The organism is Pseudoalteromonas translucida KMM 520 (genome assembly GCF_001465295.1).
In the GTDB taxonomy this organism is placed as follows: Bacteria; Pseudomonadota; Gammaproteobacteria; order Enterobacterales; family Alteromonadaceae; genus Pseudoalteromonas; species Pseudoalteromonas translucida.
Map to the genome: position 1 here is coordinate 887,267 of NZ_CP011034.1, position 20,671 is coordinate 907,937.

At 39.9% G+C, this 20,671-nt stretch carries 25 protein-coding genes; 19 read left to right on the forward strand and 6 right to left on the reverse strand.

The window, feature by feature from the left end; translation table 11 throughout:
- Nucleotides 1-48: 48 nt before the first annotated feature.
- From PTRA_RS04120 to PTRA_RS04150, 7 genes are read left to right on the forward strand one after another with little or no spacing between them, the layout of a single operon-like run.
- On the forward strand, nt 49-1,224 hold the full coding sequence (locus tag PTRA_RS04120) for a protein-glutamate methylesterase/protein-glutamine glutaminase (RefSeq protein ID WP_058372797.1): 1,176 nt from the start codon (nt 49-51) through the stop codon (nt 1,222-1,224).
- Nucleotides 1,217-1,981: a flagellar motor protein gene (locus PTRA_RS04125; RefSeq protein WP_058372798.1), complete on the forward strand. Its 765-nt coding sequence runs from the start codon at nt 1,217-1,219 to the stop codon at nt 1,979-1,981. Before PTRA_RS04120 ends, PTRA_RS04125 begins: the two co-directional genes overlap by 8 nt.
- A gap of 8 nt (nt 1,982-1,989) precedes the next feature.
- On the forward strand, nt 1,990-2,949 hold the full coding sequence (locus tag PTRA_RS04130) for a flagellar motor protein MotB (RefSeq protein WP_058372799.1): 960 nt from the start codon (nt 1,990-1,992) through the stop codon (nt 2,947-2,949).
- Nucleotides 2,950-2,961: 12 nt separating this feature from the next.
- Complete coding sequence (locus tag PTRA_RS04135) at nt 2,962-3,732, forward strand: ParA family protein (protein ID WP_011327509.1); 771 nt, start codon at nt 2,962-2,964, stop codon at nt 3,730-3,732.
- Between the two features lie 3 nt (nt 3,733-3,735).
- Nucleotides 3,736-4,485, forward strand: coding sequence for a chemotaxis protein CheW (locus tag PTRA_RS04140; RefSeq protein ID WP_058372800.1), 750 nt, complete (start codon nt 3,736-3,738; stop codon nt 4,483-4,485).
- 24 nt (nt 4,486-4,509) lie between these two features.
- On the forward strand, nt 4,510-5,007 hold the full coding sequence (locus PTRA_RS04145) for a chemotaxis protein CheW (protein ID WP_011327511.1): 498 nt from the start codon (nt 4,510-4,512) through the stop codon (nt 5,005-5,007).
- Between the two features lie 18 nt (nt 5,008-5,025).
- Nucleotides 5,026-5,427, forward strand: a complete 402-nt coding sequence (locus tag PTRA_RS04150) for a DUF2802 domain-containing protein (protein ID WP_058372801.1) — start codon at nt 5,026-5,028, stop codon at nt 5,425-5,427.
- A gap of 30 nt (nt 5,428-5,457) precedes the next feature.
- Here the strand turns inward: PTRA_RS04150 and PTRA_RS04155 are convergent, their stop codons facing one another.
- Nucleotides 5,458-5,766 carry an EscU/YscU/HrcU family type III secretion system export apparatus switch protein gene (locus PTRA_RS04155; protein ID WP_058372802.1) on the reverse strand — a complete coding sequence of 103 codons (309 nt, stop codon included), beginning with the start codon at nt 5,764-5,766 and terminating at the stop codon, nt 5,458-5,460.
- Nucleotides 5,767-5,768: 2 nt separating this feature from the next.
- The gene (gene fliK, locus PTRA_RS04160; protein WP_058372803.1) at nt 5,769-7,871 is read right to left on the reverse strand and encodes a flagellar hook-length control protein FliK; all 2,103 of its coding nucleotides are present in this window, start codon (nt 7,869-7,871) and stop codon (nt 5,769-5,771) included.
- A 113-nt stretch (nt 7,872-7,984) separates the two neighbouring features.
- On the opposite strand from fliK, the gene ccmA reads away from it, so the two are divergent.
- From ccmA to PTRA_RS04210, 10 genes are read left to right on the forward strand one after another with little or no spacing between them, the layout of a single operon-like run.
- On the forward strand, nt 7,985-8,605 hold the full coding sequence (gene ccmA / locus PTRA_RS04165) for a cytochrome c biogenesis heme-transporting ATPase CcmA (protein ID WP_099046585.1): 621 nt from the start codon (nt 7,985-7,987) through the stop codon (nt 8,603-8,605).
- Entirely contained in the window at nt 8,605-9,291 is a 687-nt protein-coding gene (gene ccmB / locus PTRA_RS04170; protein ID WP_011327516.1) for a heme exporter protein CcmB, read from the forward strand. The genes ccmA and ccmB overlap by 1 nt, the downstream gene beginning before the upstream one ends.
- Nucleotide 9,292: 1 nt before the next feature.
- Nucleotides 9,293-10,030 (forward strand): heme ABC transporter permease, encoded by a 738-nt coding sequence (locus PTRA_RS04175; protein WP_011327517.1) that lies wholly within the window; start codon nt 9,293-9,295, stop codon nt 10,028-10,030.
- 2 nt (nt 10,031-10,032) lie between these two features.
- Entirely contained in the window at nt 10,033-10,233 is a 201-nt protein-coding gene (gene ccmD / locus PTRA_RS04180) for a heme exporter protein CcmD (protein WP_011327518.1), read from the forward strand.
- Nucleotides 10,233-10,712 (forward strand): cytochrome c maturation protein CcmE, encoded by a 480-nt coding sequence (gene ccmE, locus PTRA_RS04185; protein WP_058372805.1) that lies wholly within the window; start codon nt 10,233-10,235, stop codon nt 10,710-10,712. The genes ccmD and ccmE overlap by 1 nt, the downstream gene beginning before the upstream one ends.
- Before the next feature lie 2 nt (nt 10,713-10,714).
- Nucleotides 10,715-12,685 carry a heme lyase CcmF/NrfE family subunit gene (locus tag PTRA_RS04190; RefSeq protein WP_058372806.1) on the forward strand — a complete coding sequence of 657 codons (1,971 nt, stop codon included), beginning with the start codon at nt 10,715-10,717 and terminating at the stop codon, nt 12,683-12,685.
- Nucleotides 12,682-13,251 (forward strand): redoxin family protein, encoded by a 570-nt coding sequence (locus PTRA_RS04195; RefSeq protein WP_058372807.1) that lies wholly within the window; start codon nt 12,682-12,684, stop codon nt 13,249-13,251. Before PTRA_RS04190 ends, PTRA_RS04195 begins: the two co-directional genes overlap by 4 nt.
- Nucleotides 13,251-13,712, forward strand: a complete 462-nt coding sequence (locus PTRA_RS04200) for a cytochrome c-type biogenesis protein (RefSeq protein WP_058372808.1) — start codon at nt 13,251-13,253, stop codon at nt 13,710-13,712. The genes PTRA_RS04195 and PTRA_RS04200 overlap by 1 nt, the downstream gene beginning before the upstream one ends.
- The gene (gene ccmI, locus PTRA_RS04205; RefSeq protein WP_058372809.1) at nt 13,713-14,969 is read left to right on the forward strand and encodes a c-type cytochrome biogenesis protein CcmI; all 1,257 of its coding nucleotides are present in this window, start codon (nt 13,713-13,715) and stop codon (nt 14,967-14,969) included.
- Between the two features lie 9 nt (nt 14,970-14,978).
- Nucleotides 14,979-15,710 carry an MlaA family lipoprotein gene (locus PTRA_RS04210; RefSeq protein ID WP_058372810.1) on the forward strand — a complete coding sequence of 244 codons (732 nt, stop codon included), beginning with the start codon at nt 14,979-14,981 and terminating at the stop codon, nt 15,708-15,710.
- Nucleotides 15,711-15,773: 63 nt separating this feature from the next.
- Here the strand turns inward: PTRA_RS04210 and PTRA_RS04215 are convergent, their stop codons facing one another.
- On the reverse strand, nt 15,774-16,997 hold the full coding sequence (locus tag PTRA_RS04215) for an EAL and HDOD domain-containing protein (RefSeq protein WP_058372811.1): 1,224 nt from the start codon (nt 16,995-16,997) through the stop codon (nt 15,774-15,776).
- Nucleotides 16,998-17,317: 320 nt separating this feature from the next.
- Between PTRA_RS04215 and putP the strand changes: the two genes are divergently transcribed.
- Nucleotides 17,318-18,829 carry a sodium/proline symporter PutP gene (gene putP / locus PTRA_RS04220; RefSeq protein WP_058372812.1) on the forward strand — a complete coding sequence of 504 codons (1,512 nt, stop codon included), beginning with the start codon at nt 17,318-17,320 and terminating at the stop codon, nt 18,827-18,829.
- Nucleotides 18,830-18,889: 60 nt separating this feature from the next.
- Here the strand turns inward: putP and PTRA_RS04225 are convergent, their stop codons facing one another.
- Nucleotides 18,890-19,207, reverse strand: coding sequence for a YebG family protein (locus PTRA_RS04225; protein ID WP_058372813.1), 318 nt, complete (start codon nt 19,205-19,207; stop codon nt 18,890-18,892).
- Between the two features lie 315 nt (nt 19,208-19,522).
- On the opposite strand from PTRA_RS04225, the gene PTRA_RS04230 reads away from it, so the two are divergent.
- Nucleotides 19,523-19,822, forward strand: coding sequence for a ComEA family DNA-binding protein (locus PTRA_RS04230; RefSeq protein ID WP_058372814.1), 300 nt, complete (start codon nt 19,523-19,525; stop codon nt 19,820-19,822).
- A 15-nt stretch (nt 19,823-19,837) separates the two neighbouring features.
- On the opposite strand, the gene PTRA_RS04235 is transcribed toward PTRA_RS04230, so the two are convergent.
- Complete coding sequence (locus tag PTRA_RS04235) at nt 19,838-20,140, reverse strand: DUF6170 family protein (RefSeq protein WP_058372815.1); 303 nt, start codon at nt 20,138-20,140, stop codon at nt 19,838-19,840.
- Nucleotides 20,140-20,658: a disulfide bond formation protein DsbB gene (dsbB, locus tag PTRA_RS04240; RefSeq protein WP_058372816.1), complete on the reverse strand. Its 519-nt coding sequence runs from the start codon at nt 20,656-20,658 to the stop codon at nt 20,140-20,142. The genes PTRA_RS04235 and dsbB overlap by 1 nt, the downstream gene beginning before the upstream one ends.
- Nucleotides 20,659-20,671 lie beyond the last annotated feature (13 nt).

Here is a 20,671-nt window from a genome sequence, read left to right on the forward strand (position 1 = left end):
AGTAGACGTATGCTTTATACGTCTACACAATAAAAATAAGAGAGCAAAATGGCCGTTAAAGTTTTAGTTGTTGATGATTCGAGCTTTTTTCGCCGTCGAGTGAGTGAAATTCTTGAGTTAGATAGCGAGATTAAAGTAATTGGCTTTGCCGTAAATGGCCGAGATGCTGTAGAAAAAGCAGCGAGTTTACGTCCTGATATGATCACTATGGATGTAGAAATGCCAGTGTTAGATGGTATCAGTGCCGTAAAAGAAATTATGGCCAGTAACCCCACGCCAATTTTAATGTTTTCGTCGTTAACTCGCTCTGGTGCAACTGCAACTTTAGATGCACTTGATGCCGGTGCTATGGATTTTTTACCGAAAAAATTTGAAGACATTGCTCGCAATAACGAAGATGCTATTAAGCTGCTGCAAAGCAAAGTAAAAGAAATTGGCCGCCAACGCATTAGACGTGTTGCTAGCACTAGAACCCCCAGCGTAAACAAACCTTTATTTACACCTACTTCAGCGCCAAGCGCATTAGCAACAAGGTTTGCACAAACAAACAAAACAGCAACAACAGTAGCGCAACCAGAGCGAAGCTTTGCTAATACGCCGGTAACTGGCCGCAGTGCTACAGTAACAAAGCGCGCGAGTGGCAAGCACTATCAACTAGTTGCAATTGGCACATCAACCGGTGGACCTGTTGCGCTACAAACTATATTAACTCAGCTTCCTGCTAATTTTCCGCACCCTATATTGTTAATTCAGCATATGCCTGCTGCGTTTACTCCGGCTTTTGCGGCACGCTTAAATAGCTTGTGTAAAATTCGGGTTAAAGAAGCGCAGCAAGGGGATCGGCTGCAAGCAGGAGTGGCTTATTTAGCGCCCGGTGGTCAGCAAATGATGATTGATGGTCGTGGGGCAACGAGAACGTTACGAGTTTTTGAAGATAACAGCGAGCGCATTAGTTATAAACCAAGCGTTGATGTGACCTTTGCCAGTGCCGCTAAAGCGTACCAAGGTGATGTGCTAGCCATAGTATTAACTGGCATGGGCGCAGATGGGCGTGAAGGCGCTCGCATGCTTAAGCAATCAGGGGCGACCATTTGGGCGCAAGACGAAAAAAGCTGTGTTGTTTATGGTATGCCACAAGCCATTGCTAATGCTGGTTTAGCGAGCGAAAGTCTACCATTAGATGAAGTAGCAGTACGTTTAAATACAGAGGTGGGCTGTGGATAAACTCTCCGTACTAGGTTTACTTATTGGCTTAGGCGCCATTGCAATAGGTTACTCGTTAGAGGGCGGCGTGGTATCGGCATTATTTAACGGGCCTGCGCTGATCATAGTACTTGGCGGCACATTGGGTGCTGTAATGTTACAAACATCAGCCAGTACTTTTAAAAAGATGCTAGAAATTACGCACTGGGTTTTTGTATCGCCTAAATACAATATTGAAGATGCGATAGAGCAAGTAAAAGGTTGGTCACATAAAGCCCGTCAAGAAGGTTATTTAGCCCTTGAAAATGAAGCGCTTACTCACCCAGATGCCTACGCTGCAAAAGGCCTTGGGTTATTAGTTGATGGTTGCTCAGATCAAAAGCTGCGCGACACTTTGGAAATAGATTTACTACTAGAGCGCGAACGTTTGCTAGAGGCAAGCCGTGTTTATGAAGCTATGGGCGGTTATAGCCCGACCATAGGTATTTTAGGTGCAGTGCTTGGTCTTATTCAGGCAATGTCGTTTATTACCGATCCGCAAAAGCTTGGAGCCGGTGTTGCAACTGCCTTTATAGCAACTATTTATGGTGTGGGTTTAGCTAATTTATTATTTTTACCTATGGCTAATAAGTTAAAGCAGCGGGTTGAGCAAAAAATGCTTTATCACGAGATGCTTGCTGAGGGCGTAATTGCAATAAGCCAAGGCGAAAGCCCGGTAAGTATTGAATTAAAGCTTGAAGCCTATCGGGTTGACCGCCCAAATGTCGTGGTTGAGTAGCCGCTATTATGTTACGTCGTCGCTTACGCAACACCCACACTAAAAGCCAGCACACAGAGCGTTGGCTGGTGTCTTATGCTGATTATATGACGATTATGTTTGCCTTTTTTGTGGTTTTGTACGCAATAGCAATTAACAAAGAAGAGAAATTTCAAGTGCTATCCGATTCGATTGGTTATGTATTTGATAAATCGGCCCGTCAACATTCGCAGCAAGGAACAGGGGTAAATGGCGACGCAATATTGACAGACAGAGTAACTCCAGAGCAAGAAGTGCTCTACGGCGAAAGTATTTTAAAAGAAGAGCACGGGCCAAAGTTGCTAGATGGGCAAAGTGATACCAGTAACATTGAGCAAAAACACCTTGGCAAACCACTCGATAGCTTATTAACTAAGCTGCAATCGTCATTAATAGATGAAATACGTGATGGTGAAGCAAGCTTAGAACTCAGCCAAGATTGGCTGATCATTGAGCTTAGCTCAGGTATGTTATTTTCAAGTGGCAGTAGTGTAGCGCAAGTTCGCGCTAAGCAAGTTGTTAAAATAATTAAAGATATTATTGCCCCGGTAGATAACTATATTAGAGTACGCGGCTATACTGATAACCAAACCATAGGTAATGAAATATACCGCTCGAACTGGGAGTTGTCGGTGGCGCGTGCAACAGCCGTTTTAGTTGAGCTTGAAAGCCTAGGTATAAATTCAGCTCGAATGGCGATTGAAGGTTATGGTCAATATTCTCCTTTTGCCACTAACGATACTAAGCAAGGGCGTGCTGAAAATCGCAAAGTAGTTATTGCCCTATCTAAATATGGGTTGCCACCAATAGCAGAAGTAGTAAGCGTTGAGCCGCAACAAGTAGCCGTTAAACCTGAGCCTGAAGCAGAATTACCCTCTGACGATAATACAATAAAAATAATTCGTTTACCCCATGGCGGTATTCGTATATCGACTCGAAATGAACTGTAATTAGGATGCAATGTGAAGATTTGGACTGTAGCAAATCAAAAAGGTGGAGTAGGGAAAACCACAACCGCGGTTAGCCTTGCTGGTATTTTAGCATCGCAAGGTAAGCGCGTGTTATTGATTGATACCGATCCTCATGCCTCATTAACCTATTACTTTGGCATTGATTCAGAGGATTTAGAGGTTAGCGTATACGATATTTTTGTACGCGGAACTAGCATGCAAAGCGAAGAAATACTCCAAGCATTATGCCCATCTAGTATTGAGAATTTAGATATATTACCCGCCACTATGGCTATTGCTACCCTAGATAGAAGTATGGGCAATAAAACCGGTATGGGATTAATATTAAAAAAAGCGCTTGCAAAAATAAGCGAATATTACGACTATGCAATCCTCGATTGCCCCCCAGTACTTGGCGTATTAATGGTTAATGCGCTTGCTGCGAGTGAACGTATTTTAGTGCCAGTTCAAACTGAGTTTTTAGCGTTAAAGGGGCTCGACAGAATGATGCGTACTATGCAGTTAATGCAAACATCTCAAGCTAAAAGCTATGAATATACTATAATTGCCACCATGTACGATAAGCGCACTAAAGCCTCGTTAGAGGCATATAAAACACTGCAAAATACTTACACCGATAAAGTGTGGCCGGGCGTTGTTCCGGTAGATACCAAATTTAGAGACGCCAGTTTAGCGCAACAAGTTCCAAGTGAATTTTGCCCACGGTCTCGCGGGGTATATGCCTACAAAGCATTGCTCGATTATTTAATAGAACAAGGTTAATCAATGAGTAAGCAATTATTTGCTAATGAAAAAGTAATGACTCAATATCTAGGCGCGTTATTGTGTGAAGACGAGCCTGTAGATAATCTTGAACCCGTTGCAAAATTACTTGAGCAAGTAACGGATAGGAAAACTGAACACCCAGATTTAGAAGAGCAGAGCACAGAAAGTACCCCAGCACTTGAGCAAGCTGTGCCAGACGTTATTAAAAAACCGATAGCGCAAGAAATTAAAGCGCTAGTAACCTCTGCTGAGCAAGCTGTGTCGGCCGAGCAAATATTAGCCGCACAAAGCCAAGCTGATTATTTTGACGGGCAGTTTCAAGCCTTATTTTTTGAAGTAGCAGGATTAACGCTAGCTGTGCCGCTTAAAGCGTTAGGTGGCATACATGAACTGGGTGAAGTAAATCAATTATTTGGTAAACCAAAGTGGTTTAAAGGCGTTATGCTCAATAGAGATGAAAAGCTTAATGTGGTTGATACCGCACGTTGGGTTATGCCAGAGAAGTATGACGAAAAGTTAGAGGCGTCACTTAACTATAAGTATTTAATTACACTAGGCGACAGTCAGTGGGGATTATTGGCAGAAAAGCTAATAAATAACATTACATTGAGTAAAGAAGATGTAAAATGGCGTACAAACCAAAGTAAGCGCCCATGGCTTGCCGGTGTTATTAAAGAAAAAATGTGCGCTTTAATAGATGTAAATAATTTAAATGCATTATTAGAGAAAGGCCTAGACAGCCGTCAGTAGTAATGACCATTACGGGGAAACAGCATGAATCAAGATAAGTTACTGTCAGCAAATAAAAATGCAGATAATAATGATGAAATACTACAGTGGGTAACGTTTAAGTTAGAAGACGAAACTTACGGTGTTAACGTAATGCAAGTGCAAGAAATATTACGCTACACTGAAATAGCCCCTGTACCTGGTGCACCTTCGTACGTGATTGGTATTATTAACTTACGTGGCAATGTGGTTACGGTTATTGATACGCGTGCCCGTTTTGGTTTAGCCGGTACGGATGCAACAGATAATTCGCGAATTTTAATTATTGAAGCTGAAGAGCAAGTTATTGGTATTTTAGCCGACAGCGTATCTGAAGTAGTTTATTTGCGTAGCTCAGAAATAGACAGTGCGCCAAATGTAGGCACAGAAGAAAGCGCTAAGTTTATTCAGGGTGTGTGTAATCGCGAAAACGAGTTACTTATTTTAGTTGATTTAAATAAACTACTTAGTGACGACGAATGGGATGAGTTGAGCGATTTATAAGCTTTACCACTAAAAATTATGTTATTACTCAGTTTAGCAATTATAGCGTTAGCTGTTGCCCTTATAGCGTTGGCGATGATTATTCTATTTAAAAGCAGCTATGCAAGTGAGCTTGCCTCTCAGCTGCAGCAATTTAAAGACTCGGCTGAGCAAATTAATATTTTACGCAGTGAGGTGCAAGAATTGCGCACTGGGTTATTAAGTATTGGTAAGCGAGTACTTGAAGTTGAGCAGCAAAATGAAGAGCTAACTCAGCAACAAGCGGCGCAAAAGTATGACGATCCAGATGCAAAAATTTATTCTCGTGCTGTGAAAATGGTCGAACTTGGGGCTGATTTAGATGAAGTGATTCGTGAATGCGAATTACCTAGAGCAGAAGCTGAACTGTTGTTTTCACTGCATAAACAAAAAGGCGCTTAGCGTCTTTTTTGTTTTTTACTGTTGTTAAAGCTACGCCTTAATATTTAACTTACCTTGAAAATCTTGCCAGCCTGGCGGAAATTGCCCTCTTAATACATACGAAAACGCAATTAACTCAGCAATTACGTAATACAACTCTTTGGGTATTTCCTCCCCAAGCTCTAGGTGTGATAACGTTTTGGCCAATGCTTCATCTTGATGGATCATAATGCCTTTTTTTTCAGCCGCCGCTATTATTTCATCAGCTAATTTGCCAAAGCCTTTAGTACTTACCATAGGTGAGTTTCCAGCTGCATATAAAAGCCCAATCGCAGATTTATTGTTGGCTGAGTCATTCATTTTTATACCTTAATATTAATAATGGCATGCGATTTATAAAAGGCTTGGTGGCTTGCATCGCCTTGCTTTAAATTAAGAACACCTACTTGCAAACCATGCTTGGCTAATTTTGATCTTAAATTATCAAGATGCGGATGAGCCATAGCGGTCACTTCTTGGCTTGATGCAAATAACTGGCAATCAAGTGCTTTATCCATTAATTCGGCAGTAATTTGTAACTGACCAAGTTGTGCATAATCAAAGTTTAATCTAACAAACCAGACATTTTTTCCTGCTAATTTATCGCCACTGGGCTTTTTATATTGGCCTAATGTTATTTCTGTTTGCGCCGCTTCTGGCGGTAATTTCATTGGTAATAAAAAGTTTACCAAGGGGTTTGAATCGGCTAGCTGATTAGCTGGGGTAACATTTACTTGGCCAAGGGTGTTTTTAACCTGTGTTAACTCTCCCGCAAGCGCTTGCACTTGGCTTTGTTGCAGCTGCTCAAGTAGTTTAGCACCAGAGTTGCCGGTTTTAAATGTGGGTAATAACACCTGCAGTAGTGCATCTAAGCCAGTTTGATTATTAATGCTAATTGGCGTAGTTGTTTGGCTAATAATAGGCGCGGCTAAAATACTCACTGCAAGTTGCTCTAATCCCTTACTAAAACTGCTTTGCAGCGTGTCGTTTGTCAGTTGTGCTGGTTGTAATGTGGCGAGAATTTCGCGCTGTATGGCTGTTGGATGTAAATTATTGCTAGAAACCATACGATTAAATGCCTGATTAACGAGGCGCGTTAAGTCTGCTGGTTGCTGCGATAACTGCTGTGTAATATCTGTTATTTTACTGCTTAAAAGCGGCGTGTTATTGAGTGTGTTTATTGCGCTAGCTGCACTGGCTCGGTTTAGCAGCGGAGCAAGTAATTTAGCTTCTAAAGGGTGTAATTGATTTTGCGTACTTAGTTTACCATCACTCGTTGTTGTAGAGAGCATGCTTGTTGGCAACTGCCATAGGCTAACACTTGATTTAATTAGTTGGGTTAACTGCACTAAAGGTGGCAATTGGTTAGGTTGCTGTTTTAACTGCTCGGTGATATTTAGTTTGTTTATGGCTGTTGTCGTTTGATTTACAGCGGCAAAAGGTTTGTTTTCGAAGTATTTTACTGCATCACTTATACGCGTTTTTAGTTCACCAAAACTACTTTTTAACCAAGAATCAATAGGGCTGTTATTAGTCGCTATTAATGGACTAGTAGGGTTGTTTAAATTGCTTGTTGATACGCGGCTTTGCTGCGCCGAAATTAGTTGATTAAACGGTTTTGTGAACGAGTTTTTAAGTATGACGTTGGTACTATTTATATTAGTTTGAATTAATAGTTTATTAGCTTGGCTGCTCAAGTTTACGTTTGTTACGGTATGCGCAAGCTGGTTAAGTTGATTATTGTTTATATTAAGTTTAAATGAACCGGCTTGTTGTGAATGCGTTAAAATTGCAAATTTAGGGGTTACTTGTAGCTGTGCGTTTGGCAAATTTTGCGCAAGCAAACTTGCTAGTTTTGCTTGGGTTATGGGTTGTGTATGCACGGATTCAGAAAAGCGATTAATAACGTCTAGCTGTGCGCCTTTATTATTGGTGCTAATTATTATTTTTAATGGCTGCTCGGCAGCCAGTAGTTGCGCTACCTCTTTATTAATTGCAATGCTGGCATTTAGCTTTTCAATTACCAGCTTGGGTGTAGGCGTTAATACGACCTGCGCCGGCATAGGGTTATTTTGCACCTCGCTTCCGGTATTTATATAATTTAAAAATTGCTGTAATTGCACCGGTTGATTAAGTGTAAGCCTTGTATTGTTGGGGGTAATTGCAAGTGATTTGCCTTCATTACTGAGCTGTATGTTTGCACTGGCTATTTTGTCTAAGTTTTTTGGTGCGGTTGTAATGCCAAGCCTGAGAGTTTGCCAGTGTTTATTTATTAATACATCAAGGGTGATAGATTCTTTAGAAAACTGAATGTTTTTTGCCGCAAGCATCTCGTCAGGAAGCGAGGTTAAGTTATGCTTAGGCGCATTAGAGGTTAGGTTATTAACCAATGAGTTAGATAATGTAATTTGCGTAGGTGTATTCATTATTTTAAATCAAGTTTTCTTTATTTTTAGTGAATCGATTTTAAAGCAATATTCGTATTACCCTATCATTATGATAGACTAACGCCTAATTTTTGGCAGAGAGAATCGTCATCTTGTTATACATTAAGTCCGTCACCTGCATCAAGCAAGAGCGTTGTTTGTTTGCGGATCTTAATTTTAGCCTTAATAGCGGCCAAATCATGCAATTAGCAGGTGCTAATGGTGCTGGTAAAACGTCTTTATTACGTATTATAGCGGGCTTTTCTATGCCTGATGAAGGCGATATTTTGTACCTTAATCAGTCGATTAAAAAGTACTATGAAGAGTACGCCAGAGATCTATTATTTATAGGCCATAAAACCGGGGTTAATGTGCAGCTCAGCGCGCTTGAAAACGTTAAGCATTGGTTGGCAATTAATGGCTACACTAATGAAGGTGACTTATACCCTTTACTAAGTAAGCTTGGCTTAGTAGGCCTTGAAGATGTACCGGTTAGAACGCTCTCTGCTGGGCAGCAACGCCGTGTTGCGTTAGCTCGATTATGGTTAAGCGAAGCTAAGTTATGGATTTTAGATGAGCCATTTACAGCACTGGATAAAAGTGGCGTTGCCTTTTTACAACAACGTTTTGTTGAGCATTTAAACAGTGGCGGAGCCATATTGCTAACCACGCATCAAGATTTAACGGCCCATTTTAGCAACCTACAAACGCTCACTTTGGAGTATCGTCACTAATGACCCGACAACACTCCTATTGGTTACTTTTTAAAGCCGTGTTTAGTAAAGACGTTAAACTTGCCTTTCGTCAGCGCGCTGAAATTATCAATCCTATTTTGTTTTTTTTAATTGTTATTTCATTATTTCCGTTAGCAATTGGGCCAGAGCCCGGTCTACTGGCAAGAATGGCGCCGGGTATAATTTGGGTGGCTGCTTTACTCTCTACTATGTTGGGGTTAGACAAGCTGTTTAGAGATGATTATAACGATGGCTCACTTGAACAACTTATTGCATCGTCGTATCCGCTATCGTTAACTGTGTTGGCTAAAGTAGCCGCACATTGGGTGATCACTGGGCTTCCTTTAGTATTAATGACCCCACTGTTTGCACTACTATTGAATTTAGATAACACAGCATTAATGGCTACGTTACTAACGCTATTGTTAGGTACGCCTTTGTTGAGCTTTATTGGTGCAATTGGGGCCGGGCTTACTGTAGGATTACAAAAAGGCGGTATTTTAATGAGTTTATTGGTGTTGCCTTTGTATATCCCAGTTTTAATTTTTGCAACGTCGGCTATCGATACCAGTACTATGTCGCTGGATTATAGTGGGCAGCTTGCCATTCTTGGCGCTATGTTAGTTATTGCTATTATTAGTGCGCCAATCGCCATATCGTCAGCATTAAAAGTGAGTGTAAGTTAATATGTGGAAGTGGTTACATCCCTATGCTAAAGCAGAGCGTGCATATAAATTATGCAATACGTTATTGCCTTATTTTGCCGTAGTTACGGTTATTAGTATGTTAGTTGGTTGGGTATGGGGGCTTGGTTTTGCACCTGCCGATTACCAACAAAAAGACAGCTACCGTATCATTTTTATTCATGTGCCTTCGGCTATTTTATCTATGGGCGCTTATTCATCAATGGCGATTGCGGCCATTATTGCACTGGTTTGGCAGTTACGAAACGCTGAACTTGCAGTTATTGCAATTGCGCCAGTAGGAGCATGCATTACTGCGATTGCACTTATAACCGGTGCAGCATGGGGCAAACCTATGTGGGGCGCTTGGTGGGTGTGGGATGCGCGCTTAACCTCAGAGCTTATTTTATTATTTTTATATTTGGGTGTGTTGTCTTTGTATCATGCCTTTGAAGATAAAAAGGCAGCGGGTCGTGCCGCTTCTATATTGGCTATTGTAGGGGTTATTAATTTACCTATTATTCATTACTCTGTTGAGTGGTGGAACACCCTACACCAAGGAGCGTCAATAACTAAGCTAGATACCAAAGCAATTGATCCCAGTATGTTTTGGCCATTAATGGTAAACATTTTGGCGTTTGCAGCTTTTGTTGGCACTGTTACTTTAATTCGTCTTAAAAATGAAATATTACAACGTGAAAAGCATCGCCCATGGGTGCGCCAGTTGTTAACTAAGAGGTAGTTATGCAGTTTGACTCATTTTCTGATTTTATTGCAATGGGAGGCTATGGATTTTATGTATGGCTTTCTTTTGGTACTTGCGCGCTTATTTTATTAGGTATTTTATTTAGTTCACTTAGAGAGACTAAACATATTATGGCATCGGTAGAGCAACAAATAGCACGAGAAGTTCGTATTAAAAATGCTAAGCAGGAGCAAATATAATGAACCCAAGACGTAAAAAGCGCCTTTTAGTTATCGTTGCTGTGCTGTTTGGCATTGGTGCCTCAATAGGCTTGGTGCTGTATGCATTACAAGAAAACATTAATTTATTTTATACCCCAAGTGAGCTTGTTGACGGCAAAGGCCCCAATAAAGAAAAACCACAAATAGGCCAAAAGCTCCGCATTGGTGGCATGGTTGTACCCGGTTCGGTAGAGCGTAATGAGCAAAGTTTAAAAGTAAGCTTTACTTTAATTGATACAGGCCCAACCGTAACGGTACGTTATCAAGGGATTTTGCCAGACCTATTTCGCGAAGGCCAAGGCATAGTTGCACAAGGTGTACTTGTTGAGCCCACGGTAATAGAAGCATTTGAAGTACTTGCTAAGCATGATGAAGAATACATGCCTGCTGAAGTGGCAGAAGCGTTAAAGGGAATTAAACACGAGAAACCTAAATACAACCTAGATAGTGGTAATTAATAATGATCCCAGAACTTGGTTATTTTTCTTTAACGCTTGCCATGGTGCTAAGCGTTTTATTGTGTGTTTTTCCGCTGTGGGGGGCACATACCGGTAATTTACGCTTAATGCGTGCTGCTCCTTCTTTAGCGGTAGGGCAATTTGTATTTGTATTTATTTCGTTTGCCGCCCTTATTTATGCCAGTCTTACAAATGACTTTACGGTTGCATATGTGGCGTATCATTCAAGTAGCTCTTTGCCTTGGTATTATCAAATAACCTCAACTTGGGGTGGGCACGAAGGCGCTATTTTATTATGGTTATTGATGCAAGCAGGTTGGACAGCTGTTGTTGCACTGCGCTCTAAAGCACTACCTTGGGTATTGCGTGCTCGTGTACTTGGTGTGCTTGGCTTTTTAGGTGTTGGCTTTATGATGTACACCTTATTGCTTTCAAGCCCATTTGAGCGTTTATTACCTTATTTTCCGGTAGAGGGACGCGACTTAAATCCGCTACTACAAGATCCGGGTATGATCATACACCCGCCGTTACTTTATATGGGTTATGTAGGGCTATCTGTAGCGTTTGCTTTTGCAATTGCGGCACTTTTAACTGGCAAGCTAGATAATACTTGGGCCAAATGGTCTCGCCCTTGGACTATGACCGCGTGGGGCTTTTTAACCTTAGGTATTACCATAGGAAGTTGGTGGGCGTATTCAGAACTTGGCTGGGGCGGCTGGTGGTTTTGGGATCCAGTAGAAAATGCATCTTTAATGCCTTGGTTAGTAGCAACGGCGCTATTACATTCATTGAGTGTGACAGAAAAACGTGGTGTATTTAAATCATGGACCGTACTGTTAGCAATTGCAGCATTTTCACTTAGCTTATTGGGCACCTTTATTGTGCGCTCAGGTATTATTGTATCTGTACATGCTTTTGCGACTGACCCAGATAGAGGCTTATTTATATTGGCCTTTTTAGCGATTGTTGTTGGCGGTGCATTAGCACTTTATGGTATGCGCGTATCGCAAGTGCGAAGCGAAGGGCGTTACAAATTAGTATCGCGCGAAGTAGCACTGTGGCTAAATAACATATTTTTAGTGGTTGCAACTTTAATTGTATTACTAGGTACTTTGTTGCCTATGGTGCACAAAGAAATGGGCTTAGGCAGCATTTCAATTGGCGAACCATTTTTTAATAAAATGTTTGCAATACTGTTAGTGCCATTTGCTATTTTAATGGGTATTGGGCCGTTTTTACGCTGGAAGCAAAATAAATGGGCGTTTTTACAAAATAAAATACTAATGGGTGTATTAGTCAGCATTATTATTACCTTTGCTTGGTTATTTTCTAGCTATGATGTGATTGCACCGCTTACCTTATTAGCAACCACGTTAGCTGTATGGATTGTAATTACAACAGGTATTGATTTGTACAGTAAAGTTACCGTTCATAGCACTTTTAAAGAAGGCTTTAAGCGCTTAGGTTTAGGTTATTGGGCTATGGTACTTGGCCATATAGGTATTGCCTTTGTAATTGCTGGCGTAACCCTTACTTCGGCATACTCGGTTGAGCGCGACGTATCAATGAAACCAGGTGATACGGCGCAGCTTAATCAGTATCAATACCGCTTTGAAGGGGTGAAAAATGTTCGCGGGGCTAATTACAGTGGCCATGCGGGGGTTGTATCGGTATTAAAAAATGACAAGCTAGTTACTCAGTTACATGCCGAAAAACGCCGTTACGATATTGGTATGCAGTTTATGACAGAAGCTGCAATTGATGCAGGCTTCACACGCGATTTATATCTAGCGTTAGGTGAGCAATTAAGCGAAGGCGCGTGGTCATTACGAATTTATCATAAGCCATTTGTGCGTTGGATGTGGATTGGCGGTATATTAATTTCGCTAGCAGGGTTCGTCATTTTATTTGATAAACGCTATCGCACCTCATCACCTCAATCAACAAAAGAAACAGCGGAGAGCGAAGCATGAACCGTAAGCTTTTAGCTATAGCACCGTTACTGATTTTTGCTTTTATTTGTGTGTTTTTATTCCAAGGATTATTCGCTAACCCAAGGGAGATACAAACAGGGCGATTAGGGCAATCTATGCCAGAATTTAACCTGCCAGATCTAATGCAAGATAATAAGCAGTGGAGCAATGAGCAGTTAAAAGGTGACGTTTATTTATTGAATGTATGGGGTACCTGGTGCCCTACATGTTTAGCAGAGCTAGGCTATTTAACTAAATTGCGCGAGCAAGGTGTTAAAATTATTGGCTTGTACTATGTGCAAGGTTACGATGCCGATTTTGACGGGCCATTTGATATGCAAGCACTGCGTAGCGACGTAACCAATATGCTAACGCGTGCTGGCGACCCATATCAGTTTAATATTTTAGATTTACATCGCACACTGTCGCTAGATTTAGGTGTGTCGGGTGCGCCAGAGACTTTTTTAGTTGATAAAAGCGGCACCATTTTGTTGCACCATACAGGTGATATAAATCCGCGAGTATGGCGTGCTAAGTTTGCACCAATTATGCAGGAGCTCAAATAATGAAGTGGTTGTTATTAACCCTTAGCCTTTTTGTCAGTATGGGGGCGCTTGCTCAGCAAGACCGTTACCAATTTGACAGTAACGAGCAAGCAGTTCGCTTTGAAGAGCTAACCAAAGAGTTACGTTGCCCTAAATGTCAAAATCAAAATATTGCCGACTCTGATGCCGTAGTAGCAAAAGATTTACGCGAGCGAGTATTGGCTTTAGTAAAAGAAGGTAAAACGAAAGACGAAGTAATAGATTATATGATCGATCGTTATGGCTACTTTGTACATTACGATCCACCAGTAACACCTGCAACTTTAGTGCTGTGGGTTTTACCGGTATTGATTGTAATTTTTGGTTTTGGTTTTATTGTTATTCGCCAACGCAAAGCATCGGTAAAGCAAAGCTGGAGCAACAACGACGAAGCAATGTTAGTTAAATTAATTGCTAAAAATAAACGTCAGGAGCAAAGTTAAATGATTTTAATGTGGGCGTCTTTTGCTTTACTCACACTTATTGCACTGTTGTTTGTGATGTTGCCTTTTTTAAAAAAAGAGCGTGTTAAAACCATTACGCATAATGCCAATGCAGAACTTATTAGTATTTATGAACAGCGTTTAGTTGAGCTACAAAACGACTTAGAAAACCAGCGAATTGATGCACAAAATCACAGTGAGTCAGTGATCGAGCTCAAACGTCGCTTACTCAATGAGCTCTCTCCAGAAAAATCACTTAATAGCCGTGGTAATAATCGTATTTTTGCCTTAACAGGCGGTGCGTTTGTTATTGCGCTAACCGGTATTTTTTACTCTATGACAGGTAATCAGCAGCAAATATCGGCTTGGCACGATGCTATGGATAACTTGGCAGAATACGGTGAGCGAGCTGTTATGCAAAAAGGCGAGCCGCTAAGTGAAAACGAGCTGCAAGCATTTGCATTGGCACTGCGCACTAAGCTTAGCCAAACGGGTGATGACGAAATTGCCTGGATGTTACTGGGCCGTGTTGCTATGTCACTGAACGAATTTGATATGGCGCAGCAGTCGTTTGATAAAGCGCTGCAAATGAATCCGGCTAATATGCAGGTGCTTATTAGTTACAGCCAAGTGCTGTTGCTTGAGGGCAGTGAGGCAAGCATGACACGTGCTGCAGGTATGCTTTCAAAAGTACTGCAAAAAGAGCCGCAAAATTTAGACGCTATTTCTTTATTAGCACTTATTGCTTACGAACGTAAAGATTGGGTACAAGCAAAAGCAGCGTTTGAAGTATTACTTGCCAGTATGGATAAAGCAGATACCCGCTATAATATGATAGCGCAGCGTATTAGTGAGATTGAGCAACAGCAAGCAACCCAGCAACAAGCACAAAATGTTGACGTTACAAATAGTGCGGCAATTAAAGTGACAGTAAATGTAAGTGCAGAGCTTAAAAATAAACAACCTGAAAACGGAATTTTATTTGTTTTTGCAAAAGCGTTAAATGGCTCTCCTATGCCAATTGCGGTTGTTAAGCTTAATGAGTATCAATTTCCTATTACAGTTGAACTAAGTGATGCTAACTCTATGGTTGCAGGGTTAAACTTGTCAAGCGCAGAAGATATAGTTATTACTGCACGTATCTCTAATGATGACTCAGTAATGCCAAGTAGCGGTGAGTTAGAAGGGCATTCAGCAACGTTAAAACGTGAAAGTACCCGTCAGTTGCAACTACAAATAGACACATTAATACCTTAAGGATACGCGATGTTAAAACATGGTTTAATTTATATATTTTTGTTAGTGCTGGCCGGGTGTGCACAAGTACCTGATAGCCAAAAGGACGAACGCGATCCACTACAAAATATTAACCGCCCAATATACGATTTTAATATGGATGTTTTAGACACATACATATTAAGACCTGCCGCCGTAGGGTATATCACGGTGACTCCTGTACCAGTGCGTCAAAGCTTAGTGCATTTTACTAATAATATTAGTGCACCGGTAGATATGATCAACGCCGGCTTACAGGGTAAACCAGGTAATGCCAGTGTTAGCTTAGCGCGCTTTTTAGTTAACTCGACCGTAGGTGTTTTTGGGTTATTTGATGTGGCCAGCTCATTAGGGCTTGAGCATGTAGATGAGGATTTTGGGCAAACATTAGGTGTATGGGGAGCAGGTGATGGTGCTTACTTGATGCTACCTGCTATGGGGCCTTCTACAGCGCGTAACTTAACCGGCGATGTGGTTGATAACTTTGTTTTACCTGAAATAGCGTTAACTACACCACAAACAATTATAGTGTTTGCTTTAAAGGCTGTTGAGGCCCGTGCATCACTAATTGCGCAAGAAGGTTTATTGAACGATTCACTAGACCCTTACTTATTTATTAAAGATATTTATTTTCAACGCCAATTATACGAACTTTACGACGGTAACCCGCCAATCAAAGAAGAGCCAGATGACTTTGATGAAGACTTTTTAGAAAGTTTGTAAACTTATTAAAAACGCCAGCAATGCTGGCGTTTTATTTTCTTATTAGTGATTAAAAAGTTGTTATTAAGTATTGCTCATTAACTGCATTTGCTCATTTACCCAGCTTATTGCTTCGTGGTAAGCATCGGGTACTTTATCATCTAAACCCAGTTGTTGGCTGATCTCGTTAGCTGCTTGCCAATTGCCTTGCTCATAAAATTTAACCAAGTTTAAGTAGCTTGCAAGCAAACCCTCATCATTAAGTAAAGCGGCTTTAATCTCATTAGATAATGGCAGTTTTTGCATCACGTTTTGCATACTTTCATCTAAAATAGCATCCATCAGCGACATCATGCCGGTTAAAAAAACCATTCCTGTGTCTTTAAACTTACCATGCGAAATAGCCAGTAACTCACTAAAACGCGCCCGAGTGAGCGATAACCTAATTAGCTCCATAGGTTTATCTGTTGAAACTTGCGCTGCAAATAGTAAAGATAAAAGCTTTTTAATTTCATTGGCACCAAGGGTAATAAGCGCTTGTTTAATTGTGCTTATTTCTGTACGTCTAGCAAATGCTGCAGAGTTTGAATAACGCAGTAACTTATAAGATAAGTTTACATCTCGCTCAAATATATCGGTGATCTTTTTTAGATCCATATCAAGCGTTGAGGTCTCATAAAGTAGTTCGGCTAATGTCATACCAGAGGGGGGAAGCGCTTTACTTTGGATCATCTCAGGTTTTGAAAAGAAAAATCCTTGAAAATAATCAAAGCCAAGTTCTAATGCTTGGTTGTACACCTCATGGGTTTCAACTTTTTCAGCAAGTAATTTTAGGTGTGGATAAGGTTTTAAATCATCAATAATTGTTTTAATTGTTTCTATATTACAGGTTAAAAAATCAATTTTTATAATATCGATAAATGGATAAAAGTGACGCCATACAGGTTGATGAATATAGTCGTCTAAGGCTAATGTATAACCTTTTTCTTTTAAGTCTTTAACAATAGCTAGTAAACGCTTACCAGGTTGAACTGTTTCGAGTATTTCTACCACCACAGCGTCTTTACTCAGTAAGCTAGGGTAGCCTTTTAGTAAAGTTTCTAGGGTAAAGTTGATATACGCTGGTTTATTATCGGTTAAATCCTCAAGGCCAAAATTAAACTGGCTACCTTCTATTAGGCGTGTTGTTGCCTCATCTCCATCTATATCAGGAAACACGTTATTTACACCATCACGAAATAGTAATTCATAGCCAATAAGCTTTTTATCGCGATCTAAGATAGGTTGGCGTGCAGCATAAAAATACATAAAAAATTCCGTATAGATAAAAATAACTATTCATTGTAACAATATATGGCAAAACATTAAAAATAGCATGATGTAAATAAGCTTATCTTAGATTAATAACATACTTTTAATAAGTTACAGAGGTTTTGACTTAAATATATACGCTTTGTTTGTTTTTAATTCACTAAAGTTGACATGTTGGAATTTTAACTATTACCCATGCTATAGTGACAGAGAATGGTTTTTATCCCAATACTGTCTTAACTATAATATTTTAAGAGTCATTATTTGGATCAAAAGCCTGTTGCAATTTATTAGTGGAGGCGAATTTGGAAACAGGAATGATTATTTCACTAGCATTATACTTTGTTGTAATGTTAGGTATAGGGTTGTATGCATTTAAGCAATCAACCAGCGATGTTTCAGGTTATATGTTAGGGGGGCGTAATTTATCACCAAGTGTTGCAGCGCTATCCGCAGGTGCATCTGACATGAGCGGCTGGTTGCTTATGGGCCTTCCCGGCGCTATGTATCTTTTTGGTTTGAGTAAGGTTTGGATTGCGATTGGTTTAGTACTTGGCGCTTGGGCAAATTACTTCTTAGTTGCACCTAGGCTACGTGTTTACACTGAAAAAGCGAATGATTCAATTACGATCCCGGATTATTTTGCTAATCGCTTTGCGGACAATAAAAATATTTTACGTGTGATTTCAGCCATTGTTATTATTGTTTTCTTTACACTTTATACCTCATCTGGCGTAGTTGCTGGTGGTAAGTTATTTGAAAATTCATTTGGAATGAGCTACGAAACTGGCCTTTATGTCACTACTGGCGTTGTAGTGCTTTATACGCTTTTTGGTGGTTTTTTAGCGGTAAGTTTAACCGACTTTGTACAAGGTTGCATTATGCTTATTGCATTACTAATAGTGCCAATAGTAACGTTTACTATGCTTGATCACCCAGTAATGGAAACGCTTGCTAATGCTAGTTATGACCTGTTACTTGTCTCGCCAAAGGCCAGTGAAGTTCACTCCTTAAATATGCTAGATTGGTTTGCTGGTGGCTCTACCATCGCAATTATTTCTGCGTTAGCTTGGGGCTTAGGTTACTTTGGTCAGCCTCATATTATAGTACGCTTTATGTCGGTACGTTCAGTTAAAGATATTCCAGCAATGCGACGTATTGGTATGTCTTGGATGACATTATCAGCAATAGGCGCAGTACTAACTGGTTTATTTGGGGCAGCCTTCATACTAGAAAATGAAATGCCGATAAATGATAAAGAAACAATATTTTTAGTGTTATCAGAATTGGTTTTTCATCCATTGATTGCTGGCTTTTTATTAGCAGCTATTTTAGCGGCTGTAATGAGTACTATCTCTTCACAATTGCTAGTGTGTTCAAGCTCGTTAACTGAAGATTTTTATAAAATATACCTGCACCGCGAAGCCTCTCAAAAAGAGCTAGTTTTTGTTGGGCGTATTAGTGTGGCGTTAGTTGCTATGTTTGCTATTTACTTAGCTTACGATAGAGATAGTTCTATTTTAGACTTAGTAAGTAATGCGTGGGCAGGCTTTGGTGCTGCATTTGGGCCACTCGTATTGCTTAGCCTTTACTGGAGAAGAATGAACTTTGCTGGTGCCTTAGCTGGCATGTTAGTGGGTGCTTCAACGGTACTGATATGGATATACGCACCAATCACAATTAATGGTGAGAGTTTAAGTAGCGTTATTTATGAAATAGTCCCAGGCTTTATTTTATCAAGTATTGCGATTGTATTAGTTAGCTTAATGACCAGTGAGCCAGCTAAAGAAATTACAACGTTATTTGATGAAGTAGAACAAGAACTATAAAAAGTTATAAGCAAAAAAAGGGAGTAACCTAGGTTACTCCCTTTTTTTATGCAAAATTTATTAACTCGCTTTTTTATCGCTACTTTCTTCTATGGGTGCAACATTATCTGCTTTTTTGCCTTTTACAGCAGCTTTAGGGGCTATAGGCTCTTTACCCCCTTTTAATATTGTCATAAAGTCATCTTTACTTTTTGCTATTTCTAAAGCAAGTGACTCTACTTGTTGTTCACTCAATGGCACATCAACTTTTTCTAGCAAAATTTCAAGCGACTCTGCAATATCGAGCATTTTATCATAGGCATCAGCTTCTTTTTTGGTAGTAAACGTCATGCGCTCGACTCCGTTTCGTTCTACAACATATTTAACAACAACAGCCATGATTTCTCCTGCTTACTTGCGTGGCATATAGTATATATAAACCATTAGATTACTGTTTTTATGTACAGTACAAGTTTGTGCCTAAATTTGCAAGTCCCCTAATTAATATTAAGTGATAATAGTTGACAACAAAGATTAACTTTACTTTATTTAACTTAATCACTTTTGTGTACCGTTGTAGTTAAGGATCTCACAGGGAGTGAATGTTAGGTTTAAGTATTTAATAAAGTGCAGGTGTAAAAAGCCTTTTGCGTTATGACTTAAACATATAAACAACAGACTAAATGTTCATGTATGAACAAAAAAGGAAGAAAGATGAAAAAACTAAAATACAGTGTTTTAGCTGCAGCTTTTTGTATGTTGCCAGTAACCCTTACTTATGCAAATGTAGATACCTCAGCAATAACTCAGCAAGTAAAGCAGGCAGCTTTAAATATTAATACCGCTGATGTTAGTCAGCTATCTAAGCTTCCAGGTATTGGTAAGAAAAAAGCACAAGCAATTATAGATTATCGCGAAGCACAAGGTAACTTTACGTCGTTAGAGGATTTGAAAATGGTAAAAGGCATAGGTAAAAAATTAGTTGCCAAGCTTGAAGGCAAGGTTTCGTTTTAAGTTAAAAAGGGCGCGTTAAGCGCCCTTAGTATATTGGGTTAATGCTTCACTTAAATGTTTTTTAGCAAAGTTAATTTCAATTGGAGTCGTTAGTAGTGGATAACACAACCCACCGAGTAGTAAAAAAGGGATGAGTAACCAGCCTTCAAATACGACAAATATTAAAAACAGCGGGCTGAGTAATAATAATTTTATAATACGAAGCAGTACTTTATTAACAGGTGAAAGCATACTTAAAGAAATAGCTATAACAACTTGTCTGTCACGTATTTTTAAATGCTTTAGTACATTAATTTGGCTTGAAAAAAACACAAACATTACAGCGCCCTTTTAGTTATTAAGCGACTTGTTACCAGTAAAAATAAAGTGGCTGCAAACAACGCAAATATTACTTCCATCCATGCTGGCATACTTAATCCCGCAAATTGCCAGTCAATGTTTCCACAATCACCAGTGGCTGCAAAAAAACTTGGGATCCACTCATGTAGTGGCATAAAAGCAGGAAAGTTAGGTTCAAACTCACAACTAAATGCAAAAGGATCCGTGGTTGTTTGCATTTCGATATGCTCGCGGGCAATTATAAATCCCCAAACACTAGAAACAGCCCATACACTATAGGCGAGCAAGCGAACCCCTTTATGCCCAGGATTACTTGTACCAATAATACCTGCAATAAGTAAACCTAATACGGCAGTACGCTGATATATGCACATGATACATGGCGCCAATCCCATTTGATATTGAAAAAACAGTGCTGTTATTTCAAGCAGAAAAACAATACCACTAAACAAAAGCCAAGGAGTACGTTGGGTGGGTAATTGTGCAAGCCAGTTCATAATAAATCCACAT

What these genes read in the sequence shown, in the direction of transcription:
- PTRA_RS04235 (WP_058372815.1), bottom strand. Translation starts at nt 20,140, where the DNA reads ATGTTTGTGTTTTTTTCAAGCCAAATTAATGTACTAAAGCATTTAAAA.
- PTRA_RS04120 (WP_058372797.1), top strand. Translation starts at nt 49, where the DNA reads ATGGCCGTTAAAGTTTTAGTTGTTGATGATTCGAGCTTTTTTCGCCGT.
- PTRA_RS04140 (WP_058372800.1), top strand. Translation starts at nt 3,736, where the DNA reads ATGAGTAAGCAATTATTTGCTAATGAAAAAGTAATGACTCAATATCTA.
- PTRA_RS04150 (WP_058372801.1), top strand. Translation starts at nt 5,026, where the DNA reads ATGTTATTACTCAGTTTAGCAATTATAGCGTTAGCTGTTGCCCTTATA.
- PTRA_RS04230 (WP_058372814.1), top strand. Translation starts at nt 19,523, where the DNA reads ATGAAAAAACTAAAATACAGTGTTTTAGCTGCAGCTTTTTGTATGTTG.
- ccmE (WP_058372805.1), top strand. Translation starts at nt 10,233, where the DNA reads ATGAACCCAAGACGTAAAAAGCGCCTTTTAGTTATCGTTGCTGTGCTG.
- dsbB (WP_058372816.1), bottom strand. Translation starts at nt 20,658, where the DNA reads ATGAACTGGCTTGCACAATTACCCACCCAACGTACTCCTTGGCTTTTG.
- PTRA_RS04215 (WP_058372811.1), bottom strand. Translation starts at nt 16,997, where the DNA reads ATGTATTTTTATGCTGCACGCCAACCTATCTTAGATCGCGATAAAAAG.
- ccmD (WP_011327518.1), top strand. Translation starts at nt 10,033, where the DNA reads ATGCAGTTTGACTCATTTTCTGATTTTATTGCAATGGGAGGCTATGGA.
- PTRA_RS04155 (WP_058372802.1), bottom strand. Translation starts at nt 5,766, where the DNA reads ATGAATGACTCAGCCAACAATAAATCTGCGATTGGGCTTTTATATGCA.
- PTRA_RS04210 (WP_058372810.1), top strand. Translation starts at nt 14,979, where the DNA reads ATGTTAAAACATGGTTTAATTTATATATTTTTGTTAGTGCTGGCCGGG.
- putP (WP_058372812.1), top strand. Translation starts at nt 17,318, where the DNA reads ATGATTATTTCACTAGCATTATACTTTGTTGTAATGTTAGGTATAGGG.
- PTRA_RS04225 (WP_058372813.1), bottom strand. Translation starts at nt 19,207, where the DNA reads ATGGCTGTTGTTGTTAAATATGTTGTAGAACGAAACGGAGTCGAGCGC.
- PTRA_RS04145 (WP_011327511.1), top strand. Translation starts at nt 4,510, where the DNA reads ATGAATCAAGATAAGTTACTGTCAGCAAATAAAAATGCAGATAATAAT.
- fliK (WP_058372803.1), bottom strand. Translation starts at nt 7,871, where the DNA reads ATGAATACACCTACGCAAATTACATTATCTAACTCATTGGTTAATAAC.
- PTRA_RS04130 (WP_058372799.1), top strand. Translation starts at nt 1,990, where the DNA reads ATGTTACGTCGTCGCTTACGCAACACCCACACTAAAAGCCAGCACACA.
- PTRA_RS04195 (WP_058372807.1), top strand. Translation starts at nt 12,682, where the DNA reads ATGAACCGTAAGCTTTTAGCTATAGCACCGTTACTGATTTTTGCTTTT.
- PTRA_RS04200 (WP_058372808.1), top strand. Translation starts at nt 13,251, where the DNA reads ATGAAGTGGTTGTTATTAACCCTTAGCCTTTTTGTCAGTATGGGGGCG.
- PTRA_RS04190 (WP_058372806.1), top strand. Translation starts at nt 10,715, where the DNA reads ATGATCCCAGAACTTGGTTATTTTTCTTTAACGCTTGCCATGGTGCTA.
- PTRA_RS04175 (WP_011327517.1), top strand. Translation starts at nt 9,293, where the DNA reads ATGTGGAAGTGGTTACATCCCTATGCTAAAGCAGAGCGTGCATATAAA.
- ccmI (WP_058372809.1), top strand. Translation starts at nt 13,713, where the DNA reads ATGATTTTAATGTGGGCGTCTTTTGCTTTACTCACACTTATTGCACTG.
- ccmB (WP_011327516.1), top strand. Translation starts at nt 8,605, where the DNA reads ATGACCCGACAACACTCCTATTGGTTACTTTTTAAAGCCGTGTTTAGT.